This window comes from Flavobacterium sp. HBTb2-11-1 (assembly GCF_009826975.1).
Lineage (GTDB): Bacteria > Bacteroidota > Bacteroidia > Flavobacteriales > Flavobacteriaceae > Flavobacterium.
This window is the reverse complement of the sequence record NZ_WUMO01000008.1, coordinates 106,613-132,239: the sequence shown is the minus strand read 5'-3', so window position 1 is coordinate 132,239 and position 25,627 is coordinate 106,613. Positions and strand designations below refer to the sequence as shown.

Here is a 25,627-nt window from a genome sequence, read left to right as displayed (position 1 = left end):
ACAGAAAACTAACAATTTAACTATCAGCATCATGAAAACAAAATTGTATATAATGGCTTTGATGGCAGCATTGATTTATTCGTGCCAGGATGGGCTAAATTCCAATCAAGAAGAAATTAGTCAGGATTCGATTCAGGCTCTAAATATAGAGAAAAGAACTCTTAGGCAATGGTTTTCCTTAAATAGAGAAGCTGACAGTATTATTGCCTCAGCAGAATCCATGATTGAGAAAGAGATAGACAATCCTAGAGCAGCGAAAAGAAATAAAAATAATGTTGTAAAAGCCCAATATCATCTAGATCGGTTGAAACAGAAGGTTGCTTATATCAAAGATTACGAGGTAAGCATAGACCACTTTGATCAAGATGTAAGCCACACATTAGATTCTTTGAAGATTGATTACCTTCAGGAAAAAATGAGACTTGAAGCGGCCTTGTGTGAATTGGATGTTTATGAGCTCCCTTAAAGTGACTTAATTAAAAAGTGATTTTAATTTTTAAAACAATAAAGGCAGACCATAAAATAATGGCCTGCCTATTTTTTATTCTTTTCTGAAAACCAACATAGGTGTCCTAGTATCAAAGCCTTTTTCGGAACTTTTAAGTGGCTGGAGGAGCTGCTCAAACCAAGTTCTGTCTTCTTTTGCAAACATAACAATGAGAGATGGTTTTGTGACTATGATGTCAATCTGAATACTTCTGTGAAGAGACTGTTCAGCGGGAAGTTTTTTAAAATAAAAAACGATTCTTTCCGATTTATATTTGTCTTCAATGCTATTTAATTTATTTTTAATATCCTGCTCATTTTTAAAATAATTATAGTGATAAACTGAAATTCTAGCATCAAATAATGATGAGATTTTTTTGACTAACTGGATTTCATGGGAAAAATTTTCAATATCGGAGGGGTAGAATACGGAGCTGATAGTTTTTGTTCGGTAATGGCGTGGCACCACAAAGATAGGAATAGGGGAGTCATTTAAAATTCTAGAAGCATGTGTGCCTAACAATTTATTGATCAGTCCCCCACCACGAGTGCCTATGCAAATATAATCTGCTTTGACTTTTGCCGCGCATTCAATTATGGCACTGCTAACATCGAGCCTGCTCTCAGTGATAAAACTAATTTTGCCTGAAATTTTTCCGGTCTGCTTGTAAAGTGTGTTTACAAATTTCATAAGTTCTTTATTGTCTGCAGCGCGAAGAGTCGCAAAGGTTACAGCCGAGAAAGGGTCTATTGCAAATGAGGTGTCAGCGTGATAGAAGACTAGCTCATAAGGAGTCTGGGAAGCAAGCTGTATGGCAAAACGTACAGCTGTTTTTGAGTTTTGGGATAAATCTGTAGTAACCAATATCTTTTTCATGATTTTAATTTATAATATGCAGAAAATTAGAAAAGAGCATCATACTTCTTCTGTTCAGTTAATTTCATTTCGTTTAAATATTTATCAACTTTTTTCCATTCTGCGGAGTCAATTTTTGCAGTATCAATGTCTGATGTCCAATCAAATGCAGGAAATAGTTTCAGACGGTTTACGATTCGTTTTTTATAGCCAAAAGAAAAGCGGTCACCTCTCATTTGAAATTCTATTGTTCTCTGGGGCGTTTTTTTGCTCTGATATAGAACAGTCTGTGTTTTCCAGTCTCCAGGCCATGTTAAAAAAGAATTCAGAAAACATAATATTGCTATGATCAATGCAGTAATAATTCTCGACGCTGTAGTTTTTAGTCTGTCTGTAAACCGACCGATTATTAATGTGAAAGTAAAAACTGCTGTATAGAATATTAAAAAATGCAGAATAGAATTATTAATATATAACGCAGTATAGCGATTCAAACATAGAAGAATTGCCGAAATGGCAAAAAGCGAATAAATGAGTAGTGTTTTCATTAGCTGCTATTTTAAAAATTTCAAAAGAAACTGTCTTCCTTAATTATTCGACATCGTGCAATTCAGATTCCTCGTCATAGTTATTCAGATCCCTTTTTAAATCTTCCTCGTGTGTCTTTTTGTCTTTTGCATTTTGAACAAAAACAAAAATCATTACTACTAATAAGATTATCCCCACGAATGATAAAATAAGCATAGCTATTAAATTTTAAAATTTGTTTTTTTTTAGCAAAATATCCCATGCCCATATATCTCCAATAAAAGTATGATGCCGATTATTTAAATTAAGCTTCATTGATTTTCTTTTCAGAAAGGTTTTGGCATATTATGAATTAAGACTGCATTTCTAGCTATTATAAAGCTGGAGAATATTTGTGTTGGACAACCAGCTGGTTATCAACTGACCATACACCTGGAGTTTTCCATGCTGTTTTTTCGGCAAGATCCTTTTGGTAAAGCGATGAAACAGCTCCAGTAAGAATAACTGTCGTGCCATCTACACGCACTAATATATTTTGAGAGTGCAGTGTCCAGTTGTTTTTCAAAGCTCTTTCAACATCTTTTTTGTCAATCTCATTTTGAATTTCAGACTTGATTTTGATGTGGTTGGTGACTCCTCTCACGCCTGTAAGATACGATATGGCTTTTTCCGCCGCTTTTTTTTGGTAATTCCAAGTAAGATTGCCCTCCAGTGTAATCCATCCATCTTCTACTTTTACTTTTAAATTCTCATTAGGTACTGACCAGCAGTCAATAAGAGCTTTTAGTACGTCGTTAGCAATATCATTGTCTGATTTTGCACTGTTGGAATATTTGACTTCAATTTCCTCTACAACTGCTCGCACACCATCAACGTTTTTAGCGGCATTCTCCGCTTCACTTTTTTTGAAATAGGCGTCGACTGTTCCCATAAGGGTCACTACGCCATTTTTGGCAGTCACTCCAATTTCTGCTGCATGAAGCTGCGGTTCCCATTTTATGGCATTCTGCACATCTCTTTGTAATTCTTCATCTGTTTTCATTTTATTTCTAATTTATGATAGTTAATCGTTAAAATTCTTTGCTCTGTTTTTATTAGTTTTCCAGAATCATCTGATTTTCTTTTGCAGAAGGTGAATTTTCTTTTGGAAGATGCACCTCAAGTATGGTCTGTATTTTTTTAATTTTATCAGAAGAATCGTCGGCGCACAGCATAAATTTTCGAGCTCTGATTTCAGTTCTATATTCAATGACTCTATTTTTTGAAAAAGCTATAGCAATAAGAGATATTGAAGCTGCTGTAAGTATTGCTATACAAGCGTATATGATGGGCATTTTGATAGCAGAAATGTTCATTAGGTTAAAAAAGAATAAGGAGCCAAATACTATTGAAGTTAAACCCACAGCAAATAATCCTATAGAACTCCATTTCTCCATCCGGTCATATATAGTGTAGTAGCCCACAACATTCCGCTGGATATAACATTCTGTGCCAATAATTGATAATTTGGTAATGTCATAACCGTATTTTTTCAATTTTATTATTGCATTTTCTGCCTGCTGCTGGGTTTGAAAGTGCGCTATAATTAATTTATGATTTTTCATGGCCAGTCATTTAGTTATTACTCCCCATATCTTTTTATGGGTGGGAAAACAGAAATTGTAATTTGTTTTTTTTAATTTCTGTTTAGTAAAATTGCATTAATATGCTGGAATTAAAAATGATGTGCATCATCTCTTGAAATGGTTTTGGATGGTGTTATCTTTTGATAGCCTTGGGAAAAGTGATGGGAATCATTTAGTCTTAATCGGTAAATGATTAATTTAGAGGCGTGCGGTATGTTTTTTAAATCAATCTTAGCATAAATGAAATTACGGTAATTAGCCAAGCTAGAATTATCATGGAAACTTCAAAAGATTATCAGGTAGACCTTCTTTGGAAAGAGGATCAAAATGCAGAGTTACGCTCAGTGCTTTTTGAGGATAAGCTCCAAGTAGCTGCGCACTGCTGTCTGAGTCCTGTTAAAGATGATGTCTGGACGGCGGAGCATCTTTTTATTGCTTCTATTCTGAGCTCCTACATGACAGCGTATTTAAAGATGGCTAAAAATAAAGGGATTCATTATAAAAAGTTCAACAGTATTGGCAGAGCAACATTTTCAATATCAGATGAAACATCCGAAATTACAGATATCCTGATCAGGCCAGCAGTAGTAATTAGCAATAGTGGACAGATAAATAAAGCCCTGAAAATATTTTCATTGTGCAGACGACATAGTCTGGTGCTAAATGCTTTAAATATAAGGGTTCATATATTTCCTAAAGTAGCTGTTGAGTAAAAAAGTGGTTGTGACTCTCAGGTTTTTATTAGAAAGCTGCGCAAAAAAAAATGTGGACAAAACAATTTTCGCTATTTGATTTCGAATTGCTTTTTTACATTATATGGATGCATGTTTTTTACGGATGCTTTTAATTTAGGTTAAATTTAAATTTCTATCTCGCTTCCCATTAAAGCGACATTGCATTGGTATCCATATCTCTCCCTAATTTTAATCCGCAGCTCGTCTGCAGGCTCATTTTCGCCATGAACCAAATACACACATTTTGGAGCATAGGTAAGATTAGAAAGCCAGTTTGCAAGACCTTTCTGATCCGCGTGAGCCGATAATCCTTCTATATGCAAGATTTTAGCATTCACTTTACAATAATTTCCAAATATTTTTATTTCATCTGCCCCCTCCAGAAGTTTTCTTCCGCGGGTACCTTCCGCCTGATAACCTGCAATTATAACAGTTGTTTTCTCCATAGGAAGATAGTGTTCGAAGTATGACAAGACCCGGCCACCAGTAGCCATACCACTTGCTGCCAAAACAACTTTAGGCTGCGGATCTTCAATTATTCTCATGGTCTGCTCAAATTCCGAAACTATTTTAAACATGCCGCACATCTGATGGCAGTCGTCAATTGAGAGTTTATGCCACTTTGGATTCTCTAAAAAGATGCTCAGCACACTTGTGCCCATAGGAGTATCCAAAATATAAGGCACATTCGGAATTCGTCCTTCTTTTTTAAGTTGCCAGAGAAGATACATAATAGATTGGGTGCGTTCTACGGCAAATCCTGGAATTATTACTGTTCCACCAAAGCTTATTGTACTGGTAATATATTTTTCAAGTTCTTTTTTGGAATCAATTTCAGGATGAAGCCGATTACCGTAAGTACTTTCTAAAAATACATAATCGGCCTGAACTGGTTTTTGAGGGGCATACATTAAAACATCATCGTCACGGCCTATATCACCTGAAAAAACCAATTTTCTGCCTTCTATGCTTACTGTTATACTGCAGGCGCCAATTATATGCCCAGCATTGGAGTAAATGGCTGTAATATCATTGGCTATAACAATAGAATCATTGAGAGGAACAACTTTAAAAAGTGGAAAAACGCATTCTGTCTGCTGTAACGTATAAAGCGGTTCTGCAGGATTATGTTTTGAATACTGCTTTTGGTTAGCTCTCTCAGCTTCTTCTTCCTGTATTTTGGCACTGTCAATTAATACGAGCTCGGCAACTTCCTTTGTTGGGGCTGTACAATATATTTTGCCCTTAAAACCTTGATCAACAAGCCTCGGAAGCCAGCCGCAATGATCTAAGTGGCCATGCGTCAGCAGCACGCAGTCAATGCTTGAAGCGGGAACCGGCAGAGGTTGCCAGTTAAGTTCCCTGAGTACTTTAAGACCCTGAAAAAGACCGCAGTCCACCAATATTCTAATGCCATTGCTTTCTATTAGTGTTTTAGAGCCTGTAACTGTTCCAGCACCTCCTATAAATTTTATTTTCATTTTAAATAAAGTTACAAATTTGCGAAGCCTCTTTTAATACATTTCTGATCCTGTTTTCGCTCAGTCCTATTATTGAAAGATTTTTAGAGTCATTGACAATATCCCTGACCAGTGTCTGATTCAAAATAAGCAGTTTTTCTTTCTCAACAAGAGAGAGGGTTGTGAGGCAGGTAACAGGATAAAGCATTCCTTGGTCTATTTTGTTTTTAATGCCGTTGTCTTTAGGAAAATCCCAGCTCAAAAGCTCAATTCCAGAACAGACTGCAAAAGTTTCAGCATCTTTTGTAAAACGGTTGTTGGTTACCAAGATGCAGGAGCTGAAAGTTTCCTTTCCAGAGAAAAGAGTATGCTGCCGTGCTTTAAGATCATTGAAACGCGATAATATATACATTGGAACTTTTACATCCGAAGCGCTCTCTCTGCTACTGTGAAATTTACATTCCACCATCCAGATTTTATTTTCTTTTTTAAGAGCAATGTCAACTTCATGTGAGACACATTTTCCCTGTAGCGCCAGATTCGTTTTAGTCTGAAATCCTTCTGCACCATATAGTCTCGAAATAAATTTTTCGAAGAAAAAGCCATCAGGCCCAAGCAGCTGTAGGGCATACCGCAGATTATATCTGGCAGCATGCCCATTTGAAGCTTTTTTTAGGGTTGAGAAAGCTAGTTTGTATATTTCTTTTGTAGTGATGCCGTCATAAAGCTGGTTTTCGATAAGCTGTAAAGTCTGTTCTATCAGGGCAGGAGCAGCACCCGATTTTTGAAGTGAAAGCTTTAGTTTGGATTTGTCAAACGGTACAATATGCCCTGAGTGTTTAGTAACTTTCATAACAGACAGTTTGGTTAAGATTATCTACTACTGTAAAATCAGGATGGCTGCCAGAGTCATCCTGATTTCAGAATCAGTTCACTTTGATATGCTGTACAGGTTTAGCAGTACTGCTTTTCTTTTTGGGCAGTGCCAGTTTTAATACCCCATTTTTATATTTGGCATCAATTTTATCTGAGTTTATATTTTCAGGAAGCACAAAGGCACGGCTGAAAGAACTGAAAGAAAATTCTTTTTTTCTGAAATTTTTATTTTCTTCTTCAGATTCTTCTTCTTTTTCTGCACTTGCATGTAAGACTCCGTCTTTTATTTCTACTTTGAAGTCTTCGCTTTTAAAACCTGGAGCGGCGATTTCTATTTCAAAATCATTACTGTTTTCAATTATATTTGCTTGAGCCGTGAATATTCCATTTTGATTGCCAAAACTGAAAAATGGAGAAAAATCAGGAAAACGGCTGCTGAAAAAATCGTCAAAAACGCTCAGTTGAGAGCTGTTTTTTTTCTGTGTTGGAACTAATGTTGTCATTGTTTAAAAATTTTAAGTTGAACATTTCTGAAATGAATGACTCAAAAGTACTACACATTAGAAAGCCGGAGAATGAGGCAGATCAGCTGAAAAAGTGATGCTGGTCATTAAAAATCAATTTCTAATTTTACTCAGTTTTTCTAAATTCAGAATATGGATAGTGCCAGCTGTCTTTTCAATTAATCCCTCTTCTTTAAAATCAGTAAGAGTGCGACTGACTGTTTCTGGAGAGGTACCTGAAAAAGCGGCAAGATCGTCCCTGCTGAATTTTATTGTAGAGCCGTCCCTGCTATGCTGCTGTAATAAATGTACAATTCCCTGTGCAATTCTTTTTCTGACAGACATATAGGCAATCTGTAAAAGACGTGTTTCTTTATCCCTCATGTCTTTGGAGAGAATCTTTATAAATTTGGTGCCAACGTCAGGGTATAGGAATAGCAATTTGTCGAGCTGTTCAAGGGGAAGAAAACTCAATTCAGTATCTTCCATCGCAATTGCTGTATCGAGGTAGAGATTGCCTGTAAATAAAATGCTGATGTCTAGATAGTCATTTTCTTTGTAAATGCCCGTAATAAGTTCACGACCTTCTTCGGTAAGTTTTACAGTCTTGACTTTACCGCTTATAATATAATATATTCCTCCTACATGATCGCCTTCACAGTGTATATACTGGTTTTTTTTATACTTTCTCGAATTTCGATCCAGCATAATTTCTTTAAGTTTTAAAAGTCCATCCTCTCTGGAAATAATTGTCTTGAGATTTTCGGACGTATGCCCGTAGAAAAGTTGCTGTGCATCTTTTTTTTTGAGGCGGGCTTCTATAGCCCTCAAAAGTTCTAGATCGTCAAATGGCTTTGTGAGGTAATCATCTACGCCAAGCTCCATGCCTTTTCTTATATCCGCTCTTTCAGTTTTTGCAGTTAAAAATATTATGGGAACAGCCTGGGTCTGGGCATTTTTCTGCAAGATGTGAAGCACGCCGTAACCATCCAGTTCAGGCATCATAATATCGCACAGGATAATATCGGGAATGTTTTTCAAGGCAATTTCAACGCCTTTTTTTCCATTTTCTGCATCAAATACTTCATAGCCTGAAAGTTCAAGTATTTCAACTACATTTTCTCTAATGTGTTCATTATCTTCAATGATAAGTACTTTACTCATAAACGTGGCAATTCAATAATAAATAAGGTTCCTTTATTAACAGCGCTTTTAAAAGATATTGAGCCGTTCATAATTTTTACATAACGCGATACAATGTGAAGCCCCAAACCAGTGCCTGGAACTGTCCCTGTATTGTGGGCTCTAAAAAAAGCTTCAAACAGATGTTCTTGATCTTCCTCAGGTATGCCTATACCGTTATCTTTTATATTGATGGTAATTTTACTGCTGTCAAAAGTGGTCCAAATTTCAATCTCGGTTTCTTCGCCTGAATACTTTATTGCATTGGATACTAGATTTATAATGCAGTTTTTAAGCAGATTCTTGTCGAGTTTTACTAATGTGATTTCGTTATTTGGGATGCTGATTATTTTCTGTTTTTTTTTGGTCAGCAGCTTAAGTTCTCCTATTATCTCTTTTATGAATGCCTGAAGATCAAAACAAGAAATCTGGAGCGTTATTTTATTGGCTTCTGCTTTTTCAAGAAGCAGAAAATCATCCAGTATTGCAGTTAAATTGGAAACGGCACTTTTGATTTTTCTTATATGCGCATCGATTTTAGGATGGCCCAGCTCTTCTGAGTAGCGCTGAAGTAAGGAAGCGGAAAGCTGTACGGTGCTTAAAGGTGTTCTGAATTCGTGCGAAGCCATTGATAGCAACCTGCTTTTGATCTGATGGAGTTCTTTTTCCTTTTCCAATGTAGTGCTTACTTCTTCTTTAGCGTTTGTCAGAGCCTCAATGGTTTCATTTAAGATCAGAGTCCGGTCTTTAACAAGCTCTTCCAAATGCTGGGTATACTGCATCAGCCGACTTTCGGCTTCCTTCTGATGGCTGAGGTCGTGTATAAAACCTGCAAAAATTCTTTGATTTTCAAATTTGACTTCACTTACTCCGAGGCGGAAGGGAAATATATTGCCGTCTTTTTTTCGTCCCAGAACATCCCGCCCATAACCGATAATATGCGGAATTCCTGAAGATAGATAACTTTCCAAGTAAGAGTCATGTTTTTCCCTGTCTGGAGAGGGCATGAGTATCGAAATATTTTGGCCTATTACCTCGTTGGGTTCATACAAAAAAAGCCGGCACGCCGAAGGATTTATCGACTCTACAATACCTTTGTCATTAATTGTAATAATGCCGTCTATTGCATTTTCAATTATGGCATTTAACAGTGCCTGATTTTTCATTGCCAATGGAATTACTCAATAGCAAATATCGTTAAAAGTTTTTGATTTTCAATGATATGGCTTTTTTAAATGCTCGATTCGAAGTGTTTTTTTCTGTCTAAATCGGATTTTCCGGTTTTGCTTTGGAATTTTTGTGTGCCATTGCAGCATTCTTGTTCACAGCCGTATTTATATTTCTAATGCCATTGATCAAAGCATCAGAATTAAAGGAAATACTTCCGATTCCTTCCTTTACCAGAAATTCGGTAAAAGAAGCTGAATCGCTCGGAGCCTGACCGCACAAACCGATCTTTTTGTTTTTTTTGATTGCGGTTTTTATCATTTTTTTGATTAACTTTTTGCTGGCGGGATTCTCTTCGTCAAAAAGAGGCGCTGTCATTGCTGAGTCACGGTCAATGCCAAGGGTAAGCTGTGTAAGATCATTGGATCCTATGGAAAAACCGTCAAAAATTTCGGCAAATTCTTTCGCAAGAATAACATTTGAGGGTATTTCAGCCATTACATATATTTCAAGGCCGTTTTCACCTTGCTTTAACCCGTAATCCCTCATAATCGCGATGACTTTTTTCCCTTCTTCAGGTGTGCGGCAGAAAGGGATCATCAGTTTTACATTTGTAAGCCCCATTTCGTCTCTCACTTTTTTAAGAGCTTTGCACTCAAGCTCAAAACCTTCTCTGTAGTTTTCATGGTAATAACGCGACGCTCCTCTAAACCCGAGCATAGGATTCTCTTCCAGACGCTCAAAAGCGGAACCGCCTAAGAGTCCTGCATACTCATTGGTTTTAAAATCGCTCATCCTGACAATGACTTCCTTAGGATAAAAAGCTGCTGCAATTACCCCAATCCCCTGAGTGAGCTTGTCTATTAGGTAGTCTTTTTTGACAGGGTAATTCCGGGTCAATTTTTCTATCTCCAATTTTTGTTTCTGATCAGTAATTTTTTCTGGATGGACCAGAGCCATAGGATGGATCTTTACATTATGAGTAATAATAAATTCCAAACGCAGCAGTCCAACACCATCATTGGGAAATAAAGCAAGTTCGAAAGTTCTTTCCGGTTCAGAAATTATAAGTTGCGCTTTAGGTTTTTCTGGCAGAGGGAGAGTATCGAGTTCTGTACTTGAACAAATAAATTGAAGTTTGCCTCTGTATACATAGCCGGTTTTACCCTCTGCGCAGCTCAGAGTAATATAATCGCCATTTTTAATTGCCTGTGTGGCATTGGATGTTCCTACGATCGCAGGAGTTCCCAGTTCTCTGGCGACAATGGAAGCATGGCTTGTTCTTCCTCCTTTATTGGTAATAATTCCTGCTGCTTTTTTCAGCACTGGATCCCAGTCAGGACTGGTATTATCTGTTACTAGAATATCTCCTTCCTGCACCAATTCTTGTTCTGCTGGAGAATGCAATACCCTTGCAATGCCGGCTGATATGGCCTGACCAACTGCTTCGCCCGTAGTGAGCACTTGTCCTTTATTTTGTAATGTATAAGATTTGACAGACAATGGTCGGGTAGTGGAGTGGACTGTCTCGGGTCTTGCCTGGATGATGTAAAGTTCGCCGCTGCATCCATCTTTGGCCCATTCAAAGTCCATTGGTTTTTGATAGTAATCTTCAATAATTACTGCCCATCTTGCTAGGTTTTCTATTTCTAAGTCCTCCAAAACAAAACTCTCGCTGTATTTTCTGGGCGTTATTTTTAGAGTTGTAGAATTGGTGCCTGATGCATTCTCATTGTAAACGAGCATTTTGCTTTTGCTTCCGAGATTTTTCTGCAGAATCGCTTTCCTGCTGTTTTTAAGAGAAGGTTTAAATATGATAAACTCATCAGGTGTGACAGTACCTTGTACAATTGTTTCTCCGAGTCCCCATGTGCCGGCAAGGTGGACTACGCCGCGAAAGCCCGATTCAGGCTCAAGGGTAAAACCTATACCGGAACAGCCCAAGTCGGAACGCACCATCTGCTGTATTCCTACAGAAAGAAAAACTTTGTTGTGATCAAATCCTTTATCGTGTCTGTATTTAATGGCTCTATCTGTGTAAAGCGAGGCAAAGCAGCATTTCACCGCATAAATTAAAGCAACGCTGCCTTTTATGTTGAGATAAGAATCGTGCTGTCCTGCAAAACTCGCATTAGAGAGGTCTTCTGCCGTTGCACTGCTTCTAACCGCTACGGCAAAATCTCTTTTTTTATCATTCGATAAGGAATTATAACCCGCCGTTATGCTGGCTTCCAAATCCAAAGGAAATCTACCCTGAAGGATCAGCTTTCTTGCTTTTGATCCAATTTCTGTTAAATTGGTAAATCCAGACGAATCTAAGGAGGCAAGCAGTTCCTGCAACGGAACCCTGAGTTTGTTGTATTCCATATAATATTTATATGCTTTAGTGGTAATGGCAAACCCATTAGGAATTCGGATTCCTTTAGTAGTGAGGTTGTTGTATATTTCACCTAAAGAGGCATTTTTTCCTCCAACTGTATTGATATCATCAATTCCAATTTCGCTAAATTTTAAGATAAGTTTTTCCATTTTATGTTAAATCAGATTGTCGTATTATGGACTGTAATGGAATAAAGGTAGAATATCACAGTATGGCTCAAAATGATGGCTGTCACAGCCCTTTTTATATTTTAAGATAACGGATTTCATTTTTGTGATGAAGGTCATTTTTCAGCGCTGATTTATAAATGAAATTTGCCTTACCAATGATTGCTAAAACAGCTGACGGGAGATGCATATCCTGTCACGGATACATTTCACAGCGCTATGGAAACAAAGAAAACAACAAAAAGAAGTATATCGGTTTTTGATAAAATACGCCGATATGACAAAGCCGGCAATGAATTTTGGAGTGCAAAGCAATTTGCAGGCCTTTTGGGCTATACTGATTTTAAATTATTTGTAAAAGTCATTGAAAAAGCTGAAACAGCCTGTCGGAATGCGTGGCAGAGTCACGAACTCCATTTTAAGCAAAGTGAAGCACAAAAAAACAGAAAAAAGGAGGCTCCTGAAAATAATGACGTAAATCTGTCACGTTATGCCTGTTATCTTATCATACAGAATGCCGATCCTGTTTTAAAGCCTGTTGCGGTGGCACAATCCTATATGGCAGCGCAGACCCGATTTGCAGAAGTTGATAGGATGCAAAAAAGCAATACGTTAAAAATTTTAAAGAAGAGGAGATTTTTTCTCCGAAATGAACTGGCTAAGGAAAATCTTAAGCTTGCAGGCTTGGCGCGTAAAGCAGGTATCGTAAAACCGCAGGATTATGCGTTATTTCAAAATCATGGATACCGTGGTCTTTATGGAGGGCTGGATGCAAAAGCGATTCGGGAAATAAGTGAACTTGGCCCTAATGAGAACATTTTGGATCATATGGATAGCACTGAATTAGCGGTGAATTTATTCCGAGTAAAACAGACTGCTGAGCTGCTCAATAAAGGCGACACCAAAAATAGCATTGATGCCAACAGTACCCATTTTGCAGTAGGATTAAAAACCCGTCATGCCATCGAGCAAATGGGTGAAGCCTTGCCAGAGAATCTTCCTGTATTGGAGAATATCAAATCGACAAGAGGAAAAGGATTGGCATCAAGAAAGAGTAAAGAAGATTGATAAGGTCCAAGACGTTATGCGGAAAGTGAAATCTAAAAACAAGATATGAAGACAAAGATTATATTGCCTGCTCTTGGTGCATTTTTATTATGTTGCTGCCAGAAAAAGGATTTGATGGATTCTATCGAAAATGACAGTGATCCGAATTCGGTCCAGCTTTCAAGCATAGACAGCAAGACGGTTAAAAAATGGCTTTCATTGGATAAGGAGGCAGATAGCATAATGAATTCTGCGCAGTATCTTATCCAACAGCAGAGCGAGATCGTGGACTCTTGTCCTCAAGATGAACGTGAGTATATGAATACAAATATTATGGAAGCTCAGCGGCACCTTGACCGTTTTAGAAATAAAGTAAAATATACCAGAAATTTTGCCATTCACATTGAAGAGTATAACCCTTCATTGGAATCCACTCTTGACTCACTGAAAGAGGACTGCATACAGGAAAAATATATGCTTGAAAAGGCATTGGGCAACTTTAGATGATTTGTAGCATTGCCAAAATTTGTTTTGCCAAGAGGCAACATTCCTATCCGAGTGCTGAATATTGCGGCAAGAGATTTATAATCGCTGTGTTATGATTCTCCTAAGATAGTTAGTCTTTTTGCTAATCAAAGGTCTGGTTTTCCTACTTTAAGATTTTTGAATCTTCATAATGATATTAAGCAGAAATGAATTTCAGGCACTTAGGGAAACAACATAAATTGCAAGGCTAGGATTAGAAATGGATTATAACAACGGTTACAAAATTTAATAAAAATGTCTGAAAATGCAATAAAACAAAAAAGCCTGCGAATTTCACGATTTGCAGGCTCTATTACGTTTTTTGTGGCTTTTTGAAAAAATTGAAAACTTTAAATTTTCAGGCTTTTCGGCCTTTCCGTGGGGAGAGCAGGATTCGAACCTGCGAAGTTTTCACAGCAGATTTACAGTCTGCCCTCGTTGGCCGCTTGAGTATCTCCCCGAATCTCTAGCGTTGCGCTTATTGTTGTAAGCGGTTGCAAAGATAGGAACGTTTTCTACATTTCCAAACAAATAAAGGACTTAATTTTAAGTTATTTTAAGGTTGTTTTTTAATTCATTGGAATTGAATAAAATAAAAAACATTTAAATTGTGTTTTTTTAAATTTATTTTATTAAATAAGAATATTCTTATTGTGTTTTACGGTTTTCCGCTATAGATTTATTATTCAATAAAAACTTGTAGCCATTATTTTTATTGGGCTTTTGAGTAAATTTAGAAAGGAAAAACAATTATTAGATACTGTTTTATATTGGATCTATTCTATCCTTAAACATCATTGATATTTAAACGAGAGTTGTTTCCTTATGAAGATTGACTTTATGAATGACACATATGCCACAAAACAAAAAAATCTCCGCTAGGGAGATTTTTTTGTTTTATTTTGAATGTAGAATTATTTAGCTAACAATTCTTGGATTTTTGCTTTAAGTTCAGCGCCTCTTAAGTCCTGAGCTACCACTTTTCCTGATGCATCTAGAATAAAAGTTGCTGGAATAGACTCAACATTGTATTGTTTCGCAATAGGCTCGTCCCAAAATTTAAGATTTGAAACATGAGTCCAAGTTAAACCGTCTTTTGCGATAGCTTCTTTCCATTTTGCCGCATCTTTATCTAACGATACTCCAACAATGTTTAATCCTTTAGAATGAAACTCTTTGTATAGAGCTACCACATGAGGATTTTCTTGTCGGCATGGTCCGCACCAAGAAGCCCAGAAATCTACGATAGTTACTTTGCCTAAGCTTTCCTTAAGCGAAACTACTTTTCCTTCTGGATTTGGAGCCGAAAAATCTGCTCTTCATTTAGCGCTGCCTACTGGTGGAGCTGTAGCACCAACAGACGGCATTTTTGCTTGGCCAAATCTAGTTTTGATTTCTTTTCCTGGAGCTGTGTTTTTTAAAGACTCATCCAAACCGTTGTAAAGTCCTTCTAATTTTTTCATGTCAGCTGTTGGATCATTCAATAAACTTTGGATAATTAAAGCTGTAATGAAAGATTTTGGGTGACCTTCAGCATAAGTCAAATATTTCTTTTTGCTGCTTTCTTGTACTTCTTTCTGAATTTCCATGTACTGTTTCATCAAGCCATTGATAGTTGCTGTATCTTGCGCTTGTTGAGCTTGTTTCATTTTTTCGTTGTTCTTTTTTTGGAAATCAATTAAACTTTTTTGAGTTTTATTCATTTCTTCCATGAAAGCAAAATACTCGTCGTTGTTGTAAGTTCCAGAGATTTTAGATTTGTGGATACTATCTTTGTCAATAGCAATATTAATTTCTCCAGTTTCAAGGATGAATGGGATAGGACCATTAGCACCTTGTAAAATTAATGTGTGGAAAGCTGGTTCTGTAACTTTTCCTTTTATTTCAAATTTTCCGTTTTCAACTTTTACTGTATCAAGAGAAACTGGCATTCTCGTAGCAGGGTCCTGACCTTGTAAGATGATAGTTTTTCCGTTTTCAATTCCTGTAGCAGTACCTGTAATAAGGTATTCTCCATCTTTAACTTTGCTGCAAGAAATGATAGCCGCAGAAGCTGTAAGTACAAAAAGTATTTTTTTCATTATAAAAAATTAATTAGTTAATTGATTTGTGTGACAAAAGTATCTAAAAATATAAAACATACAGAATTTTGTAACCTAAAATTTTGTTATAGTTTTTTTAGTCTTAAAATGCATAAAATCAGCGTGTTTATTGGTGTAATTTGATGAAAAACTCTTAATGTGGAACATATTTGAGTGATCTCTATTCAATTTTTTAAATTTTAGACATAAAAAAAGCACTCGTTTTATAGAGTGCTTTTTTATAAAATATAGCGTTGTAAAACTTATTCTTGATTTGTTTTCTTTCTCCAAGTAAAAGAGTTCAAAATATGTCTTTTTGCAAATCTTGCCGGAGAATCTGCATTTACCATTTTAACATAAGTTGCTTTAGGAACACTGATGTATTCGTAAACACTTCCGTTAGAAAAGTCAATAATTAAACGACCTTCTACAAATTTAAAATCTGTGATAGAGCAAGTAGAAATTGTTTCTGTGTACTCAGGTAAATTAAGTTTGATAGTATCAGGGTGAATACTTACTAAAAAGTGGTAAGCTTCGATAATCGTTTTACTTTTTTCTTCTGCTTCTTTTAAACCAGCTTCATTTCCAACAAATTTATCAGGATGAGATTCTTTCATCGCATTACGATAAATTGTTTTTAAATCTTTTAATTCTGCAGTTTTGTCTACGTTTAGTAACTTGCGGTATTCAACTATTTTTTTCATAAATAAAGGTAACTACTTGTCTATTAGTTTGAAATCGTTCTTTTTTAGTTCAAATCGACAAATTTTTTGCAAAGGTACACTTTTTTTTAACTTTTCAGTTTTGATGCAAAAAATATTCAGGAAAGTTGGTTTATTAAAATGTTAACGGAGTTTTTTGAGTGTTTTTAACGGTGCCTTTTTTACCGCAAAGTACGCAAAGAATTACGCAAAGTGCGCAAAGTTTTTTTAAGAATCATTAAAATGAAAAGTTCGCAAAGCTATGTCTATACTTAGCTTTGCGAACTTAATATTTAGATCTTATTTAACTTTTAGCAGAAATGTCTTAGCGTTCTTTGCGTAATTCTTTGCAGCCTTTGCGGTTAAAATCAACTTTTGCGGTTTAAAAAAACGTCCCAACAAACAACTTAAAACAAGAAAAACCTGAAACCTGAAACAAACAATTTATTCCGGTTTGTGATTCGCTTTATCGAAATTTCTAGATTTCTTAGGATATTGTTTGTAGCTCATGTCGCTTGGGTTTTCGATAACAGATTTTATGGTAATCCAATCGCCGACATTAAATTTCGCTTGAACCATTTTATAGTCTAAAAGATATTCTCCGCAGAAATAATTATTATTTTCATCTTTTTCGATAATGCCGGTAAAAACTCCTTTTTGAGGCATTTTTTGTTCTAAATCTTTAGACATGATTTTTTTGTTTTGAATTGAAGGAGCAAAGGTAAGCAATTTAGGCTTGGTTTAGGGAGTTCGACGTAATCTGAGTATATTTGCAGCATGCAGAAAAACTTTAAGCCACATCCTAATTCTTTTAAAAATACCTTTTGTACCTTTAACGAAGTACTTCCAGATGCGATTCAAGGTTTGAAAAAACAATTTGAAAGTAAGGCTGGAAGCACGTATTACTATACGGAAGAAGGCATGTACCGCGTTTCGAATCATTGGGGAAGACTGGCAAACAGTAAATGGCGCTTGATTGCGCGGGATCCAGAAACAGAATCGAAGACTAAAATAGGTTTTGCAAAATGGACTGAATTTTATCCCGATAATGCAATTGATAAATTGTATTATATTGAAGCCGATTTCGAAAAGAATCTAGCCAATTATCAGCATAAAAATAATCCCGAATATGACGGAAAAGCAGTTTTAAGAACAAGTGCTGAAACCACAAAAAGATTAAAACAGATTAGAAACCTGCAACAGCTGACCAACTGGGCAAAACATTTTGATTATGATGATATTGATGATTTGCGAAAACAGCTTATCAACGAATTGATTTTTACGGAAAAAACTTTGGAACAAATTAAAAGAGAAGTGTAATGGGACGCAATAACGAAAAAAACATCAAAAAGCACAACGATAAATTGCACAAAGCCCAGGCAAAAGCCAAACAAGCAGAAATTGCCCGAAAAGAAAAATTAAAAGAAATCGTGAAGAAATTCAACCAAAGTAAAAACGAAGAGTAAAATATTTGTTTCAGGTTTAAAGTTTTACGTTGCAAGGTAACGCAATGAACTTGAAACTTGAAACTTGAAACTTGAAACCTGAAACAAAAACAACAAAAAAACAATATGAATAGTAAATTCGAAAACCTAAAAGCAAACGTACAGGAAATCATTGATTTGATTGCTGCGAAAAACGATAGAGAAGCAAACAACAAATTATTGGAAGTAAGTGAAACATTAGACGAAATGATTGATTTTGCTGAGGAGGATGAAGAAGTGAGAGAAATTACCCGTTATCAAGTTTTGCTAAATCAGCTTCATGTTAAAATTAATGGAGAAGAACCCGTAGATGGAGAATAAAGAATGTTTCTGCGATACAGGATTGCTTTTTGAAAACTGCTGTGGATTGTATCTAAATGGCAGTCAAAAAGCGCCTTCAGCATTGTCTCTAATGCGTTCCAGATATTCGGCATATGCAACTCACAATGCCGATTATTTGATGGAAACTACTTATGTTTCGGAAAGAAAGTATTATTCAAAGACTGAAATTTTAAGATGGGCAGTTTCTAATAAATGGCAGAAATTAGAAATTCTGAGCTTTTCAGAAAACACAGTAGAATTCAAAGCTAATTTTTTAGATTCTAATAATAAACCGCAAGTGCATTATGAATTTTCTGCTTTTAAATTCGAAAATGAAGCTTGGTATTATTTGAATGGAAAGTTTGAATAATTATTATATCTAACACTGTTAGTTGAGATTTTTGGTTAGATATTTTAACTAAAAATTAATAAATGTTTCGTTTTTCATAATTCCAAAAAGATGTAATTTTAGATTTATGAAAAAAGAATTTAAAAAAGGCTTTTATTTTAAGACTTACGAAGCTCCTTTTCAGTCTCCGTTTGACAAACTTTTTACGATTTTTAAAGAGCTGATCACCCATACTTCGGGCGATTTTGATGAAGCAATCAGCTGGCTTCGGGAACTGGACAAAGAATATAAACTTACCGACGAAAATTATACTATTGACGATTTTATCGAAGACCTGAAGAAAAAAGGGTACATCAGAGATGAAGTAAAAGGTGATGGAAGTTCTGGTTTTGGCATTACAGCAAAAACGGAAAGAGCGATAAGACAGCAAGCGTTAGATCAGATTTTTGGAAACTTGAAAAAATCTGGAAACGGAAATCATAAAACAAAATATGCTGGAAGCGGCGATGAACACACAGGAGAATTCCGTGAATATAATTTTGGCGATAGCTTAGAAAGGATTTCTTTGACTGAAAGTCTTCGAAACGCTCAAGTCAATAATGGTGTAGAAAGTTTTATGCTTACCGAAAACGATTTGATCGTAGAAGATGCTCAGTACAAAGCTCAAATGAGCACGGTTTTGATGATCGATATTAGCCACAGTATGATTTTATATGGTGAAGACCGAATTACTCCTGCGAAAAAAGTTGCCATGGCGTTGGCTGAGTTAATCACAACAAGATACCCAAAAGATACGTTAGATATTTTGGTTTTTGGCAATGATGCGTGGACAATTCCAATTAAAGATTTACCGTATTTGCAAGTTGGTCCGTATCATACCAATACAGTTGCTGGTTTGCAATTGGCGATGGATATTCTTCGCAGAAAACGTAATACGAACAAGCAAATTTTTATGATTACTGACGGAAAACCAAGTTGCGTTCGTGAGCGAGATGGTTCTTATTATATGAATAGTAACGGTTTGGATGAATACATTGTCGATAAATGTTATACTCAGGCGCAACAGGCAAGAAAACTTCATATTCCGATTACTACTTTTATGATTGCGAGAGATCCGTATTTGCAACGTTTTGTGAATCAGTTTACAGAAGCCAATCAAGGAAAAGCATTTTATACCGGAATTAAAGGTTTGGGTGAAATGATTTTTGAAGATTATGAAGCAAATAGGAAGAAAAGGATTAAATAAGGGACAGAGGTTCTGAGGGACAAAGGTTCAAAGGTTTTTTGTAGAGACGCACTGCAGTGCGTCTACGCAAAGTGAAGACAAAATGCTTTGCCTTTTGAAAAAAAATAAAATAAAAAATTACATTTCAACACAATGGAAATAAATACTGTAAAGACATTAGGTCAATTAAAAGCCGCTGGATATAAAAGTACAAGCATTAAAGACGAATTGAGAAATAATCTTCGCGAGAAAATCAAATCGGGGAAACCTGTTTTTGAAGGTGTTCACGGATTCGAAAATACTGTGATTCCTGAGCTGGAGAGAGCAATTTTATCTCGTCATAATATTAATTTACTGGGACTTCGCGGACAGGCAAAAACGCGTTTGGCTCGTAAAATGGTCGAATTATTAGATGAATACATTCCGTTTGTGGAAGGTTCAGAGATTAATGACGATCCGTTACATCCTATTTCTCGTTTTGCAAAAGATTTAATTGCAGAAAAAGGAGATGAAACACCAATTGCGTGGTTGCACAGAAGTGAGCGTTTCTTCGAAAAACTGGCTACGCCAGACGTTACGGTTGCTGATTTAATCGGAGATGTTGATCCGATAAAAGCAGCCAATCTAAAACTGTCTTATGCAGACGATCGTGTAATTCACTTCGGAATGATTCCGAGAGCGAATCGCTGTATTTTTGTAATTAACGAATTGCCAGATTTGCAAGCAAGAATTCAAGTTGCGTTATTCAATATTCTGCAAGAAGGCGATATTCAGATTAGAGGATTCAAATTAAGAATGCCTTTAGATATGCAGTTTGTTTTCACCGCAAATCCAGAAGATTATACCAATAGAGGAAGTATTGTAACGCCTTTAAAAGATAGAATTGGTTCTCAGATTCTAACGCATTATCCAGAAAGCATTGAAATTGCAAGAACCATCACAGAACAAGAATCTAAATTAGATCAAAACCAAACTGATGTTGTTTACGTTCCAAGTTTGGCTAGAGATATTTTAGAGCAAATCAGTTTTGAAGCGCGTGAAAGCGAATATATCGATAATAAAAGTGGTGTAAGTGCCAGAATGAGCATTACGGCATTCGAGAATTTAATCAGTACAGCAGAGCGCCGAGCTTTGATTTCTGGAGCAGATAAAACCACTTTGCGTTTATCAGATTTTATCGGAATCATTCCAGCTATTACAGGAAAAGTAGAATTGGTTTACGAAGGAGAGCAGGAGGGAGCCAATGTTGTTGCTGAAAGTCTGATTGGGTCTGCGATTCGAGCCTTATTCCCAGAATATTTCCCTAAAATTGAAAAATTAGAAAAACCAGACGAAAAAACGCCATATTCAGATATTGTTGAATGGTTTTTCGCAGAAAGTGGTTTCGAATTATTGGATGATGCTTCAGACAAGGAATACAAAAATATTCTAGATGAAGTAACGCCGTTAGATGAATTATTAAAAAAATACCAGCCACAATTAGCAAAAGAAGATGTTTATTTTATGAAAGAATTCATTCTTTGGGGATTGGTTGAATATAAAAAACTGAGCAAAGATCGTTTTGCAAAAGGAAATCAGTTTAGAGATATTTACGGAAGTTATATCAGTAAATTTTAAAAACATAATATTAAAAATTTAATCTGGTCTAGCTGGTTTTTTTAAACCGGCTGGACTTTTTTATTTTACAATAGCTACTTTTACAATCCAAAAATAAATTTATGTTATTCCTTATATTAAGTATTCTTTGCAGTGTAATTGTTGGTGTTATTTTCAAAATTTCTAGAAAATATAATGCTAATCCGTCACAGATTATTTCGTTCAATTACATCGCCGCGATTACGCTTTGTTACTTTACATTTACGCCAGATCTAAATGCATTAGATCATAATGCACCATTAGAAATTTATACTTCTGTTGGAATTTTACTTCCAATATTATTTCTGTTTCTAGCACTTTCTATAAAATATATGGGAATTGCAAAAACAGATGCTGCACAAAGATTGTCTTTATTTATTCCGATTTTGGCGGCTTGGCTGTTATTTAATGAAGGATTTAATACTTATAAAGTTATTGGAGTTTTAGTTGGCTTTGCGGCACTTTTATTCATCTTAAAAAAGCCATCAGATAACGCAGAAAATAAATGGATTTATCCAGCAACAGTTTTACTTGGTTTTGGAATAATAGACATTCTTTTTAAGAAAATAGCTTTGTATACTGTAGTTCCTTATACAACATCTTTATTTTTTGTTTTCTTAATTGCTTTTGCCATTTCTATTGTAATCGTGCTGTATAAGCTGTTCGTAGCGAAAGAAAATTTTGTTCTAAAAAGCATTCCTTTCGGAATATTGGTTGGAATTTTCAACTTCGGGAATATATTATTCTATTTAAAAGCGCATAAAGCATTTTCAGAAAATCCATCGACAGTTTTTGCCGGAATGAATATGGGGGTAATTATTTTAGGAACTCTAATTGGCGCTTTTTTCTTCAAAGAAAAACTATCTAAAATAAATATTTTGGGACTGTTTTTAGCTCTTATAGCGGTTGTTTTTATATTTTTATCGCAATTGCAGTAATTTTTTTTAGTTTATAATCCTTTAATTTACAGCTGTTTTTGTAAGTAAATTGAAAATGTTTTAAATTAACTCTACTAATTCTATAGAATTTATAAATATAATTTTGTAGCTTTGTCTCAACAATGAAAAACTATAGTCAAAATATAAGAACGTCTTTTCCATGCTGCTTTGCGATGTGCTGCATGATGAATCACGTTTTGAAATGGCGTTAATAGAGAAAGTACTTGTTAGTTATTTTTTTTTTTAGCCTTTCATTGCACCATGAAAGGCTTTTTTTTGAATCGTTAAAAAATCAAGATATGAGAACCAACAGAAATATGAAAATTTTGATGCGCCGCTGCCTCATCAAGATTCCGTGTTACAACTAGGAGACAGTATAAAATAGACACAATCTTCAGAGAGAAGGTTGATAAACATAAAAAAATAACCCAAACCTAAAAACTATATAGTATGAGCTCAGAAATTATAAAACACAATCCGTTTCAATCTATGATTGATCGCTTTAATATCGCTGCAGATATTTTGAATTTAGATGAATCTATTAAACAAAAACTGCAGCGCCCAGAAAAACAAATTACGGTAAACTTTTCTATCACTTTAGATAACGGAAACGTTCAAAATTTTGAAGGATATCGTGTGATTCACAATACCGCTTTAGGACCTTCAAAAGGAGGAATCCGTTATGATACCGGTGTTAATTTGGATGAGGTAAAAGCACTTGCCGCCTGGATGACCTGGAAATCTGCTGTAACTGGAATTCCATTTGGTGGAGCAAAAGGCGGCATTATTTGCGATCCTAGAAACCATTCTAAAACTGAATTAGAAAAAATTACAAGAGCTTACACCAAAGCTTTAGCTGATATTTTCGGACCAGAAAAAGATGTTCCTGCACCAGACATGGGAACAGGTCCAGACGAAATGGGCTGGCTGATGGATGAGTTTTCAATACTGCATGGAAGACCAATTCATGCTGTAGTTACAGGAAAACACCTTCATTCTGGCGGATCTTTAGGTAGAGTAGAAGCAACGGGAAGAGGCGTAAGCATCATTACGATTTTGGCGCTTCAAAAATTAAAAATCAGACCGGCAAGAGCTACAGCAGCAATTCAAGGATTTGGAAATGTTGGATTACACTCTGCTTTATTTCTGCATGAAAAAGGAGTGAAAATTGTAGCAGTAAGCGATGTTTCTGAAGCATTTTATAATCCGAACGGAATTAATATTCCTGAACTGATTTTGTATTACAATCTGAATAACAAAACCATAAAAGGATATCCAAATTCAGTTGCCATAAAACATGAAGATTTATTGCTTTTGGATGTTGATGTTTTAATTCCAGCTGCTAAAGAAGATGTTATTACGCACAAAAATGCAGGCGACATTCAAGCCAGAATTATTGTTGAAGGTGCTAATGGCCCAGTTGCTTCAGATGCAGATCAGATTTTGCATGATAAAAATATATTAGTTGTTCCTGATATCTTAGCCAATGCAGGCGGTGTGACCGTTTCTTATTTCGAATGGCTTCAGAATTCGCTTTTGGAGTCTTGGAGAATCCATCAGATTAATAAACGTCTGGAGGATATATTAGAAAAAGGTTTTGAAACTGTTTTTAGAGTGGCAGTAAAACACAATGTAACGCCTCGTATTGCTGCTTACATTATTGCTTTGAAAAAAGTAGCTGAAACACAATCGGTAAAAGAAGTGGCTTTGGAAGCTCCTTTGTTTAAGCAGAATTAAATCAGGTTTACTTCGTAAAAGATCATTTTCGTTGATTACGTTTTTTGTCTGCTAAAAACGGAATTGATGGAAATGTCTTTTTCGTTTGATTATTAAAAGAAAATTATTAAACACATAGAAGTATAGTTTTTGTTAGTCTATATAAAGGCGTTTCACTAATTTAAATACACATAGCTATATGTTAAAGCTTGCTTTTTTTGTAATCTCAAGAAGAGGAAGAACAATAAAAATCTATGTTCTTATGTGTTAAAATTATATTACCCAACATAATTTTTAGAATCGAAAAGCATCACATAAATGAAAAACATCAATTTTCTAGCATTTGCTATGCCGGCCTTTTTTCTTTTTTTGTTTTTAGAATATAAGCTTGCCCAACGCAGAAAAAGGCCTGAAATTTTTAATTATGAAAGTTCCGTTTCCAATATTTCCATCGGAATTGCAGAACGTTTGATTAACCTATTTGTTGCGGCCAGCTTTTATCAGTTGTATTATTTGATTTATGACGATTATAGAATATTTGAGATTCCGAGCAATGCCTTGGTTTGGTTTGCACTAATTCTAGCTACTGATTTTGTCTGGTATTGGTATCATAGATTAGGCCATGAGGTCAATTTTTTCTGGGCGGCACATATTGTTCATCATCACAGTGAAGAATTTAATTTTACGGCTGCGGCCAGAATTACTACATTTCAAGCTATCATCAGAACGGGATTTTGGTGTGTGCTGCCTTTAATCGGTTTTCATCCAAGTATGGTAATTACCATGCTGATTGTGCATGGCGCTTACTCTTTTTTTACGCATACCCAGCTCATCGGAAAAATAAAATGGTTGGAATATGTTTTTGTAACGCCTTCTGTTCACGGAGTGCATCATGCTTCTGACGAAAAATATCTGGATAAAAACTATGGCGATATGTTCACTTTTTGGGATCGTCTTTTTGGAACTTTCCAGACTGAAGAAGAAAAACCAAAATACGGATTAACGCATCCGCTGAAAAGCTATAGTTTCTTGTGGCAGCATTTTCATTATTACTTCGAAATCTACGAATTATGGAAACGCTCCAGCGGATTTAAAGCCAGATGGAATGCCGTTTTCGGAAGTCCAGCCGATATGGATCAAGATATTCGTCCGATTCTCGAGAAACGTTTTCTGCAAGATAAAGCAGCTCCAAATCAGAGACTTCGATTTAAAAATTACCTTTATATACAGTTAGGAATCTGCACGCTTATTTTAACTGTTTTCACTTATTATTTTGATTATTTGGAATTGTATGATAAAGTTTTTGTGCTTTCACTAGTAATTATAACCTTAATCAATTGCGGAGCTCTATTAGAACAACGAAAATGGATTTATTATCTTGAATATACTAGGTTAGCGATGATTTCGACTTACTTTTTATATGAAGAAGATTTAATCGCATTTTTCTTTGTTCCGATTGCTGCTATGATTTTTGCAGAACAATTGTTTTCACTAAGTACCATTTATCAAAATACCATTTTGCAATTGGAATCAGGGGAATAACTTTTTTTAGCCACGAATTCACGAATTATTTTTTAATATCTATTCGCGTAATTGTTGCTTACAAATTTCACGTATCATTTTCAATAAAAATTCGTGAAT

General features: G+C 35.6%; 27 protein-coding genes, 1 tRNA gene and 1 pseudogene. 13 read left to right on the top strand and 16 right to left on the bottom strand.

Annotated elements, in window-relative coordinates; translation table 11 throughout:
- Positions 1-31 precede the first annotated feature (31 nt).
- The gene (locus GR162_RS18050) at positions 32-466 is read left to right on the top strand and encodes a hypothetical protein (RefSeq protein WP_160783255.1); all 435 of its coding nucleotides are present in this window, start codon (positions 32-34) and stop codon (positions 464-466) included.
- Positions 467-541: 75 nt separating this feature from the next.
- Here the strand turns inward: GR162_RS18050 and GR162_RS18045 are convergent, their stop codons facing one another.
- From GR162_RS18045 to GR162_RS18025, 5 genes are all read right to left on the bottom strand, one after another.
- Positions 542-1,363: a universal stress protein gene (locus GR162_RS18045; protein ID WP_160783254.1), complete on the bottom strand. Its 822-nt coding sequence runs from the start codon at positions 1,361-1,363 to the stop codon at positions 542-544.
- Between the two features lie 26 nt (positions 1,364-1,389).
- The gene (locus GR162_RS18040; protein ID WP_160783253.1) at positions 1,390-1,890 is read right to left on the bottom strand and encodes a hypothetical protein; all 501 of its coding nucleotides are present in this window, start codon (positions 1,888-1,890) and stop codon (positions 1,390-1,392) included.
- A gap of 43 nt (positions 1,891-1,933) precedes the next feature.
- Complete coding sequence (locus GR162_RS18035) at positions 1,934-2,086, bottom strand: hypothetical protein (protein ID WP_160783252.1); 153 nt, start codon at positions 2,084-2,086, stop codon at positions 1,934-1,936.
- 157 nt (positions 2,087-2,243) lie between these two features.
- Positions 2,244-2,912 carry a BON domain-containing protein gene (locus GR162_RS18030; RefSeq protein WP_160783251.1) on the bottom strand — a complete coding sequence of 223 codons (669 nt, stop codon included), beginning with the start codon at positions 2,910-2,912 and terminating at the stop codon, positions 2,244-2,246.
- A 52-nt stretch (positions 2,913-2,964) separates the two neighbouring features.
- On the bottom strand, positions 2,965-3,474 hold the full coding sequence (locus GR162_RS18025) for a hypothetical protein (protein ID WP_160783250.1): 510 nt from the start codon (positions 3,472-3,474) through the stop codon (positions 2,965-2,967).
- A 296-nt stretch (positions 3,475-3,770) separates the two neighbouring features.
- Here GR162_RS18025 and GR162_RS18020 point away from each other — a divergent pair, with 296 nt between their 5' ends.
- The gene (locus GR162_RS18020; protein ID WP_160783249.1) at positions 3,771-4,208 is read left to right on the top strand and encodes an OsmC family protein; all 438 of its coding nucleotides are present in this window, start codon (positions 3,771-3,773) and stop codon (positions 4,206-4,208) included.
- 146 nt (positions 4,209-4,354) lie between these two features.
- Here the strand turns inward: GR162_RS18020 and GR162_RS18015 are convergent, their stop codons facing one another.
- The 6 genes from GR162_RS18015 to ppsA all read right to left on the bottom strand — a co-directional run bounded on the left by GR162_RS18015 (position 4,355) and on the right by ppsA (position 11,946).
- The gene (locus tag GR162_RS18015; RefSeq protein WP_160783248.1) at positions 4,355-5,710 is read right to left on the bottom strand and encodes an MBL fold metallo-hydrolase; all 1,356 of its coding nucleotides are present in this window, start codon (positions 5,708-5,710) and stop codon (positions 4,355-4,357) included.
- 1 nt (position 5,711) lies between these two features.
- Positions 5,712-6,542: an ATP cone domain-containing protein gene (locus tag GR162_RS18010; protein WP_160783247.1), complete on the bottom strand. Its 831-nt coding sequence runs from the start codon at positions 6,540-6,542 to the stop codon at positions 5,712-5,714.
- A gap of 73 nt (positions 6,543-6,615) precedes the next feature.
- Positions 6,616-7,068: an Hsp20/alpha crystallin family protein gene (locus GR162_RS18005; RefSeq protein WP_160783246.1), complete on the bottom strand. Its 453-nt coding sequence runs from the start codon at positions 7,066-7,068 to the stop codon at positions 6,616-6,618.
- A gap of 114 nt (positions 7,069-7,182) precedes the next feature.
- Positions 7,183-8,232: a response regulator gene (locus GR162_RS18000; protein WP_160783245.1), complete on the bottom strand. Its 1,050-nt coding sequence runs from the start codon at positions 8,230-8,232 to the stop codon at positions 7,183-7,185.
- Positions 8,229-9,416 carry a PAS domain-containing sensor histidine kinase gene (locus tag GR162_RS17995; protein ID WP_160783244.1) on the bottom strand — a complete coding sequence of 396 codons (1,188 nt, stop codon included), beginning with the start codon at positions 9,414-9,416 and terminating at the stop codon, positions 8,229-8,231. Before GR162_RS17995 ends, GR162_RS18000 begins: the two co-directional genes overlap by 4 nt.
- 97 nt (positions 9,417-9,513) lie before the next feature.
- Entirely contained in the window at positions 9,514-11,946 is a 2,433-nt protein-coding gene (ppsA, locus tag GR162_RS17990) for a phosphoenolpyruvate synthase (RefSeq protein WP_160783243.1), read from the bottom strand.
- 237 nt (positions 11,947-12,183) lie between these two features.
- Between ppsA and dinD the strand changes: the two genes are divergently transcribed.
- Both dinD and GR162_RS17980 read left to right on the top strand, forming a co-directional pair.
- Positions 12,184-13,032, top strand: coding sequence for a DNA damage-inducible protein D (gene dinD / locus GR162_RS17985; RefSeq protein WP_160783242.1), 849 nt, complete (start codon positions 12,184-12,186; stop codon positions 13,030-13,032).
- Positions 13,033-13,077: 45 nt separating this feature from the next.
- Complete coding sequence (locus GR162_RS17980; protein WP_160783241.1) at positions 13,078-13,518, top strand: hypothetical protein; 441 nt, start codon at positions 13,078-13,080, stop codon at positions 13,516-13,518.
- A gap of 397 nt (positions 13,519-13,915) precedes the next feature.
- Here GR162_RS17980 and GR162_RS17975 read toward each other — a convergent pair.
- The 5 genes and pseudogenes from GR162_RS17975 to GR162_RS17955 all read right to left on the bottom strand — a co-directional run bounded on the left by GR162_RS17975 (position 13,916) and on the right by GR162_RS17955 (position 17,008).
- Positions 13,916-13,996, bottom strand: a tRNA-Tyr gene (locus GR162_RS17975).
- Positions 13,997-14,450: 454 nt separating this feature from the next.
- A pseudogene (locus GR162_RS17970) lies at positions 14,451-14,837 on the bottom strand (TlpA family protein disulfide reductase); the annotation flags it as partial.
- Positions 14,838-14,855: 18 nt separating this feature from the next.
- On the bottom strand, positions 14,856-15,617 hold the full coding sequence (locus GR162_RS17965; RefSeq protein WP_160783240.1) for a DUF4369 domain-containing protein: 762 nt from the start codon (positions 15,615-15,617) through the stop codon (positions 14,856-14,858).
- A gap of 263 nt (positions 15,618-15,880) precedes the next feature.
- Positions 15,881-16,321, bottom strand: coding sequence for a KTSC domain-containing protein (locus GR162_RS17960; protein WP_160783239.1), 441 nt, complete (start codon positions 16,319-16,321; stop codon positions 15,881-15,883).
- Between the two features lie 441 nt (positions 16,322-16,762).
- On the bottom strand, positions 16,763-17,008 hold the full coding sequence (locus GR162_RS17955) for a hypothetical protein (RefSeq protein WP_160783238.1): 246 nt from the start codon (positions 17,006-17,008) through the stop codon (positions 16,763-16,765).
- Positions 17,009-17,095: 87 nt separating this feature from the next.
- On the opposite strand from GR162_RS17955, the gene GR162_RS17950 reads away from it, so the two are divergent.
- The 9 genes from GR162_RS17950 to GR162_RS17915 all read left to right on the top strand — a co-directional run bounded on the left by GR162_RS17950 (position 17,096) and on the right by GR162_RS17915 (position 25,528).
- Positions 17,096-17,638, top strand: a complete 543-nt coding sequence (locus GR162_RS17950) for a hypothetical protein (RefSeq protein WP_160783237.1) — start codon at positions 17,096-17,098, stop codon at positions 17,636-17,638.
- Positions 17,638-17,784 (top strand): hypothetical protein, encoded by a 147-nt coding sequence (locus GR162_RS22185; RefSeq protein WP_202393965.1) that lies wholly within the window; start codon positions 17,638-17,640, stop codon positions 17,782-17,784. Before GR162_RS17950 ends, GR162_RS22185 begins: the two co-directional genes overlap by 1 nt.
- Positions 17,785-17,889: 105 nt before the next feature.
- A complete protein-coding gene (locus GR162_RS17945) occupies positions 17,890-18,123 on the top strand; it encodes a hypothetical protein (RefSeq protein ID WP_008467808.1) in 234 nt (77 codons plus the stop codon).
- Positions 18,113-18,493, top strand: a complete 381-nt coding sequence (locus GR162_RS17940; protein ID WP_160783236.1) for a YchJ family protein — start codon at positions 18,113-18,115, stop codon at positions 18,491-18,493. Before GR162_RS17945 ends, GR162_RS17940 begins: the two co-directional genes overlap by 11 nt.
- A 106-nt stretch (positions 18,494-18,599) precedes the next feature.
- Complete coding sequence (locus tag GR162_RS17935) at positions 18,600-19,718, top strand: VWA domain-containing protein (RefSeq protein WP_160783235.1); 1,119 nt, start codon at positions 18,600-18,602, stop codon at positions 19,716-19,718.
- Between the two features lie 132 nt (positions 19,719-19,850).
- Positions 19,851-21,314: a magnesium chelatase gene (locus GR162_RS17930; RefSeq protein WP_160783234.1), complete on the top strand. Its 1,464-nt coding sequence runs from the start codon at positions 19,851-19,853 to the stop codon at positions 21,312-21,314.
- A gap of 101 nt (positions 21,315-21,415) precedes the next feature.
- Positions 21,416-22,270 (top strand): EamA family transporter, encoded by an 855-nt coding sequence (locus tag GR162_RS17925; RefSeq protein ID WP_160783233.1) that lies wholly within the window; start codon positions 21,416-21,418, stop codon positions 22,268-22,270.
- A gap of 450 nt (positions 22,271-22,720) precedes the next feature.
- The gene (locus tag GR162_RS17920; protein WP_170830266.1) at positions 22,721-24,007 is read left to right on the top strand and encodes a Glu/Leu/Phe/Val dehydrogenase; all 1,287 of its coding nucleotides are present in this window, start codon (positions 22,721-22,723) and stop codon (positions 24,005-24,007) included.
- A 297-nt stretch (positions 24,008-24,304) separates the two neighbouring features.
- Positions 24,305-25,528, top strand: coding sequence for a sterol desaturase family protein (locus GR162_RS17915; RefSeq protein ID WP_160783232.1), 1,224 nt, complete (start codon positions 24,305-24,307; stop codon positions 25,526-25,528).
- Positions 25,529-25,627 lie beyond the last annotated feature (99 nt).

What these genes read in the sequence shown, in the direction of transcription:
- GR162_RS17950 (WP_160783237.1), top strand. Translation starts at nt 17,096, where the DNA reads ATGCAGAAAAACTTTAAGCCACATCCTAATTCTTTTAAAAATACCTTT.
- GR162_RS18000 (WP_160783245.1), bottom strand. Translation starts at nt 8,232, where the DNA reads ATGAGTAAAGTACTTATCATTGAAGATAATGAACACATTAGAGAAAAT.
- GR162_RS18010 (WP_160783247.1), bottom strand. Translation starts at nt 6,542, where the DNA reads ATGAAAGTTACTAAACACTCAGGGCATATTGTACCGTTTGACAAATCC.
- GR162_RS17960 (WP_160783239.1), bottom strand. Translation starts at nt 16,321, where the DNA reads ATGAAAAAAATAGTTGAATACCGCAAGTTACTAAACGTAGACAAAACT.
- GR162_RS18035 (WP_160783252.1), bottom strand. Translation starts at nt 2,086, where the DNA reads ATGCTTATTTTATCATTCGTGGGGATAATCTTATTAGTAGTAATGATT.
- GR162_RS18025 (WP_160783250.1), bottom strand. Translation starts at nt 3,474, where the DNA reads ATGAAAAATCATAAATTAATTATAGCGCACTTTCAAACCCAGCAGCAG.
- ppsA (WP_160783243.1), bottom strand. Translation starts at nt 11,946, where the DNA reads ATGGAAAAACTTATCTTAAAATTTAGCGAAATTGGAATTGATGATATC.
- GR162_RS17965 (WP_160783240.1), bottom strand. Translation starts at nt 15,617, where the DNA reads ATGAAAAAAATACTTTTTGTACTTACAGCTTCTGCGGCTATCATTTCT.
- GR162_RS22185 (WP_202393965.1), top strand. Translation starts at nt 17,638, where the DNA reads ATGGGACGCAATAACGAAAAAAACATCAAAAAGCACAACGATAAATTG.
- GR162_RS18015 (WP_160783248.1), bottom strand. Translation starts at nt 5,710, where the DNA reads ATGAAAATAAAATTTATAGGAGGTGCTGGAACAGTTACAGGCTCTAAA.
- dinD (WP_160783242.1), top strand. Translation starts at nt 12,184, where the DNA reads ATGGAAACAAAGAAAACAACAAAAAGAAGTATATCGGTTTTTGATAAA.
- GR162_RS17940 (WP_160783236.1), top strand. Translation starts at nt 18,113, where the DNA reads ATGGAGAATAAAGAATGTTTCTGCGATACAGGATTGCTTTTTGAAAAC.
- GR162_RS18050 (WP_160783255.1), top strand. Translation starts at nt 32, where the DNA reads ATGAAAACAAAATTGTATATAATGGCTTTGATGGCAGCATTGATTTAT.
- GR162_RS18030 (WP_160783251.1), bottom strand. Translation starts at nt 2,912, where the DNA reads ATGAAAACAGATGAAGAATTACAAAGAGATGTGCAGAATGCCATAAAA.
- GR162_RS18005 (WP_160783246.1), bottom strand. Translation starts at nt 7,068, where the DNA reads ATGACAACATTAGTTCCAACACAGAAAAAAAACAGCTCTCAACTGAGC.
- GR162_RS17915 (WP_160783232.1), top strand. Translation starts at nt 24,305, where the DNA reads ATGAAAAACATCAATTTTCTAGCATTTGCTATGCCGGCCTTTTTTCTT.
- GR162_RS18040 (WP_160783253.1), bottom strand. Translation starts at nt 1,890, where the DNA reads ATGAAAACACTACTCATTTATTCGCTTTTTGCCATTTCGGCAATTCTT.
- GR162_RS18020 (WP_160783249.1), top strand. Translation starts at nt 3,771, where the DNA reads ATGGAAACTTCAAAAGATTATCAGGTAGACCTTCTTTGGAAAGAGGAT.
- GR162_RS17920 (WP_170830266.1), top strand. Translation starts at nt 22,721, where the DNA reads ATGAGCTCAGAAATTATAAAACACAATCCGTTTCAATCTATGATTGAT.
- GR162_RS18045 (WP_160783254.1), bottom strand. Translation starts at nt 1,363, where the DNA reads ATGAAAAAGATATTGGTTACTACAGATTTATCCCAAAACTCAAAAACA.
- GR162_RS17935 (WP_160783235.1), top strand. Translation starts at nt 18,600, where the DNA reads ATGAAAAAAGAATTTAAAAAAGGCTTTTATTTTAAGACTTACGAAGCT.
- GR162_RS17925 (WP_160783233.1), top strand. Translation starts at nt 21,416, where the DNA reads ATGTTATTCCTTATATTAAGTATTCTTTGCAGTGTAATTGTTGGTGTT.
- GR162_RS17995 (WP_160783244.1), bottom strand. Translation starts at nt 9,416, where the DNA reads ATGAAAAATCAGGCACTGTTAAATGCCATAATTGAAAATGCAATAGAC.
- GR162_RS17945 (WP_008467808.1), top strand. Translation starts at nt 17,890, where the DNA reads ATGAATAGTAAATTCGAAAACCTAAAAGCAAACGTACAGGAAATCATT.
- GR162_RS17980 (WP_160783241.1), top strand. Translation starts at nt 13,078, where the DNA reads ATGAAGACAAAGATTATATTGCCTGCTCTTGGTGCATTTTTATTATGT.
- GR162_RS17930 (WP_160783234.1), top strand. Translation starts at nt 19,851, where the DNA reads ATGGAAATAAATACTGTAAAGACATTAGGTCAATTAAAAGCCGCTGGA.
- GR162_RS17955 (WP_160783238.1), bottom strand. Translation starts at nt 17,008, where the DNA reads ATGTCTAAAGATTTAGAACAAAAAATGCCTCAAAAAGGAGTTTTTACC.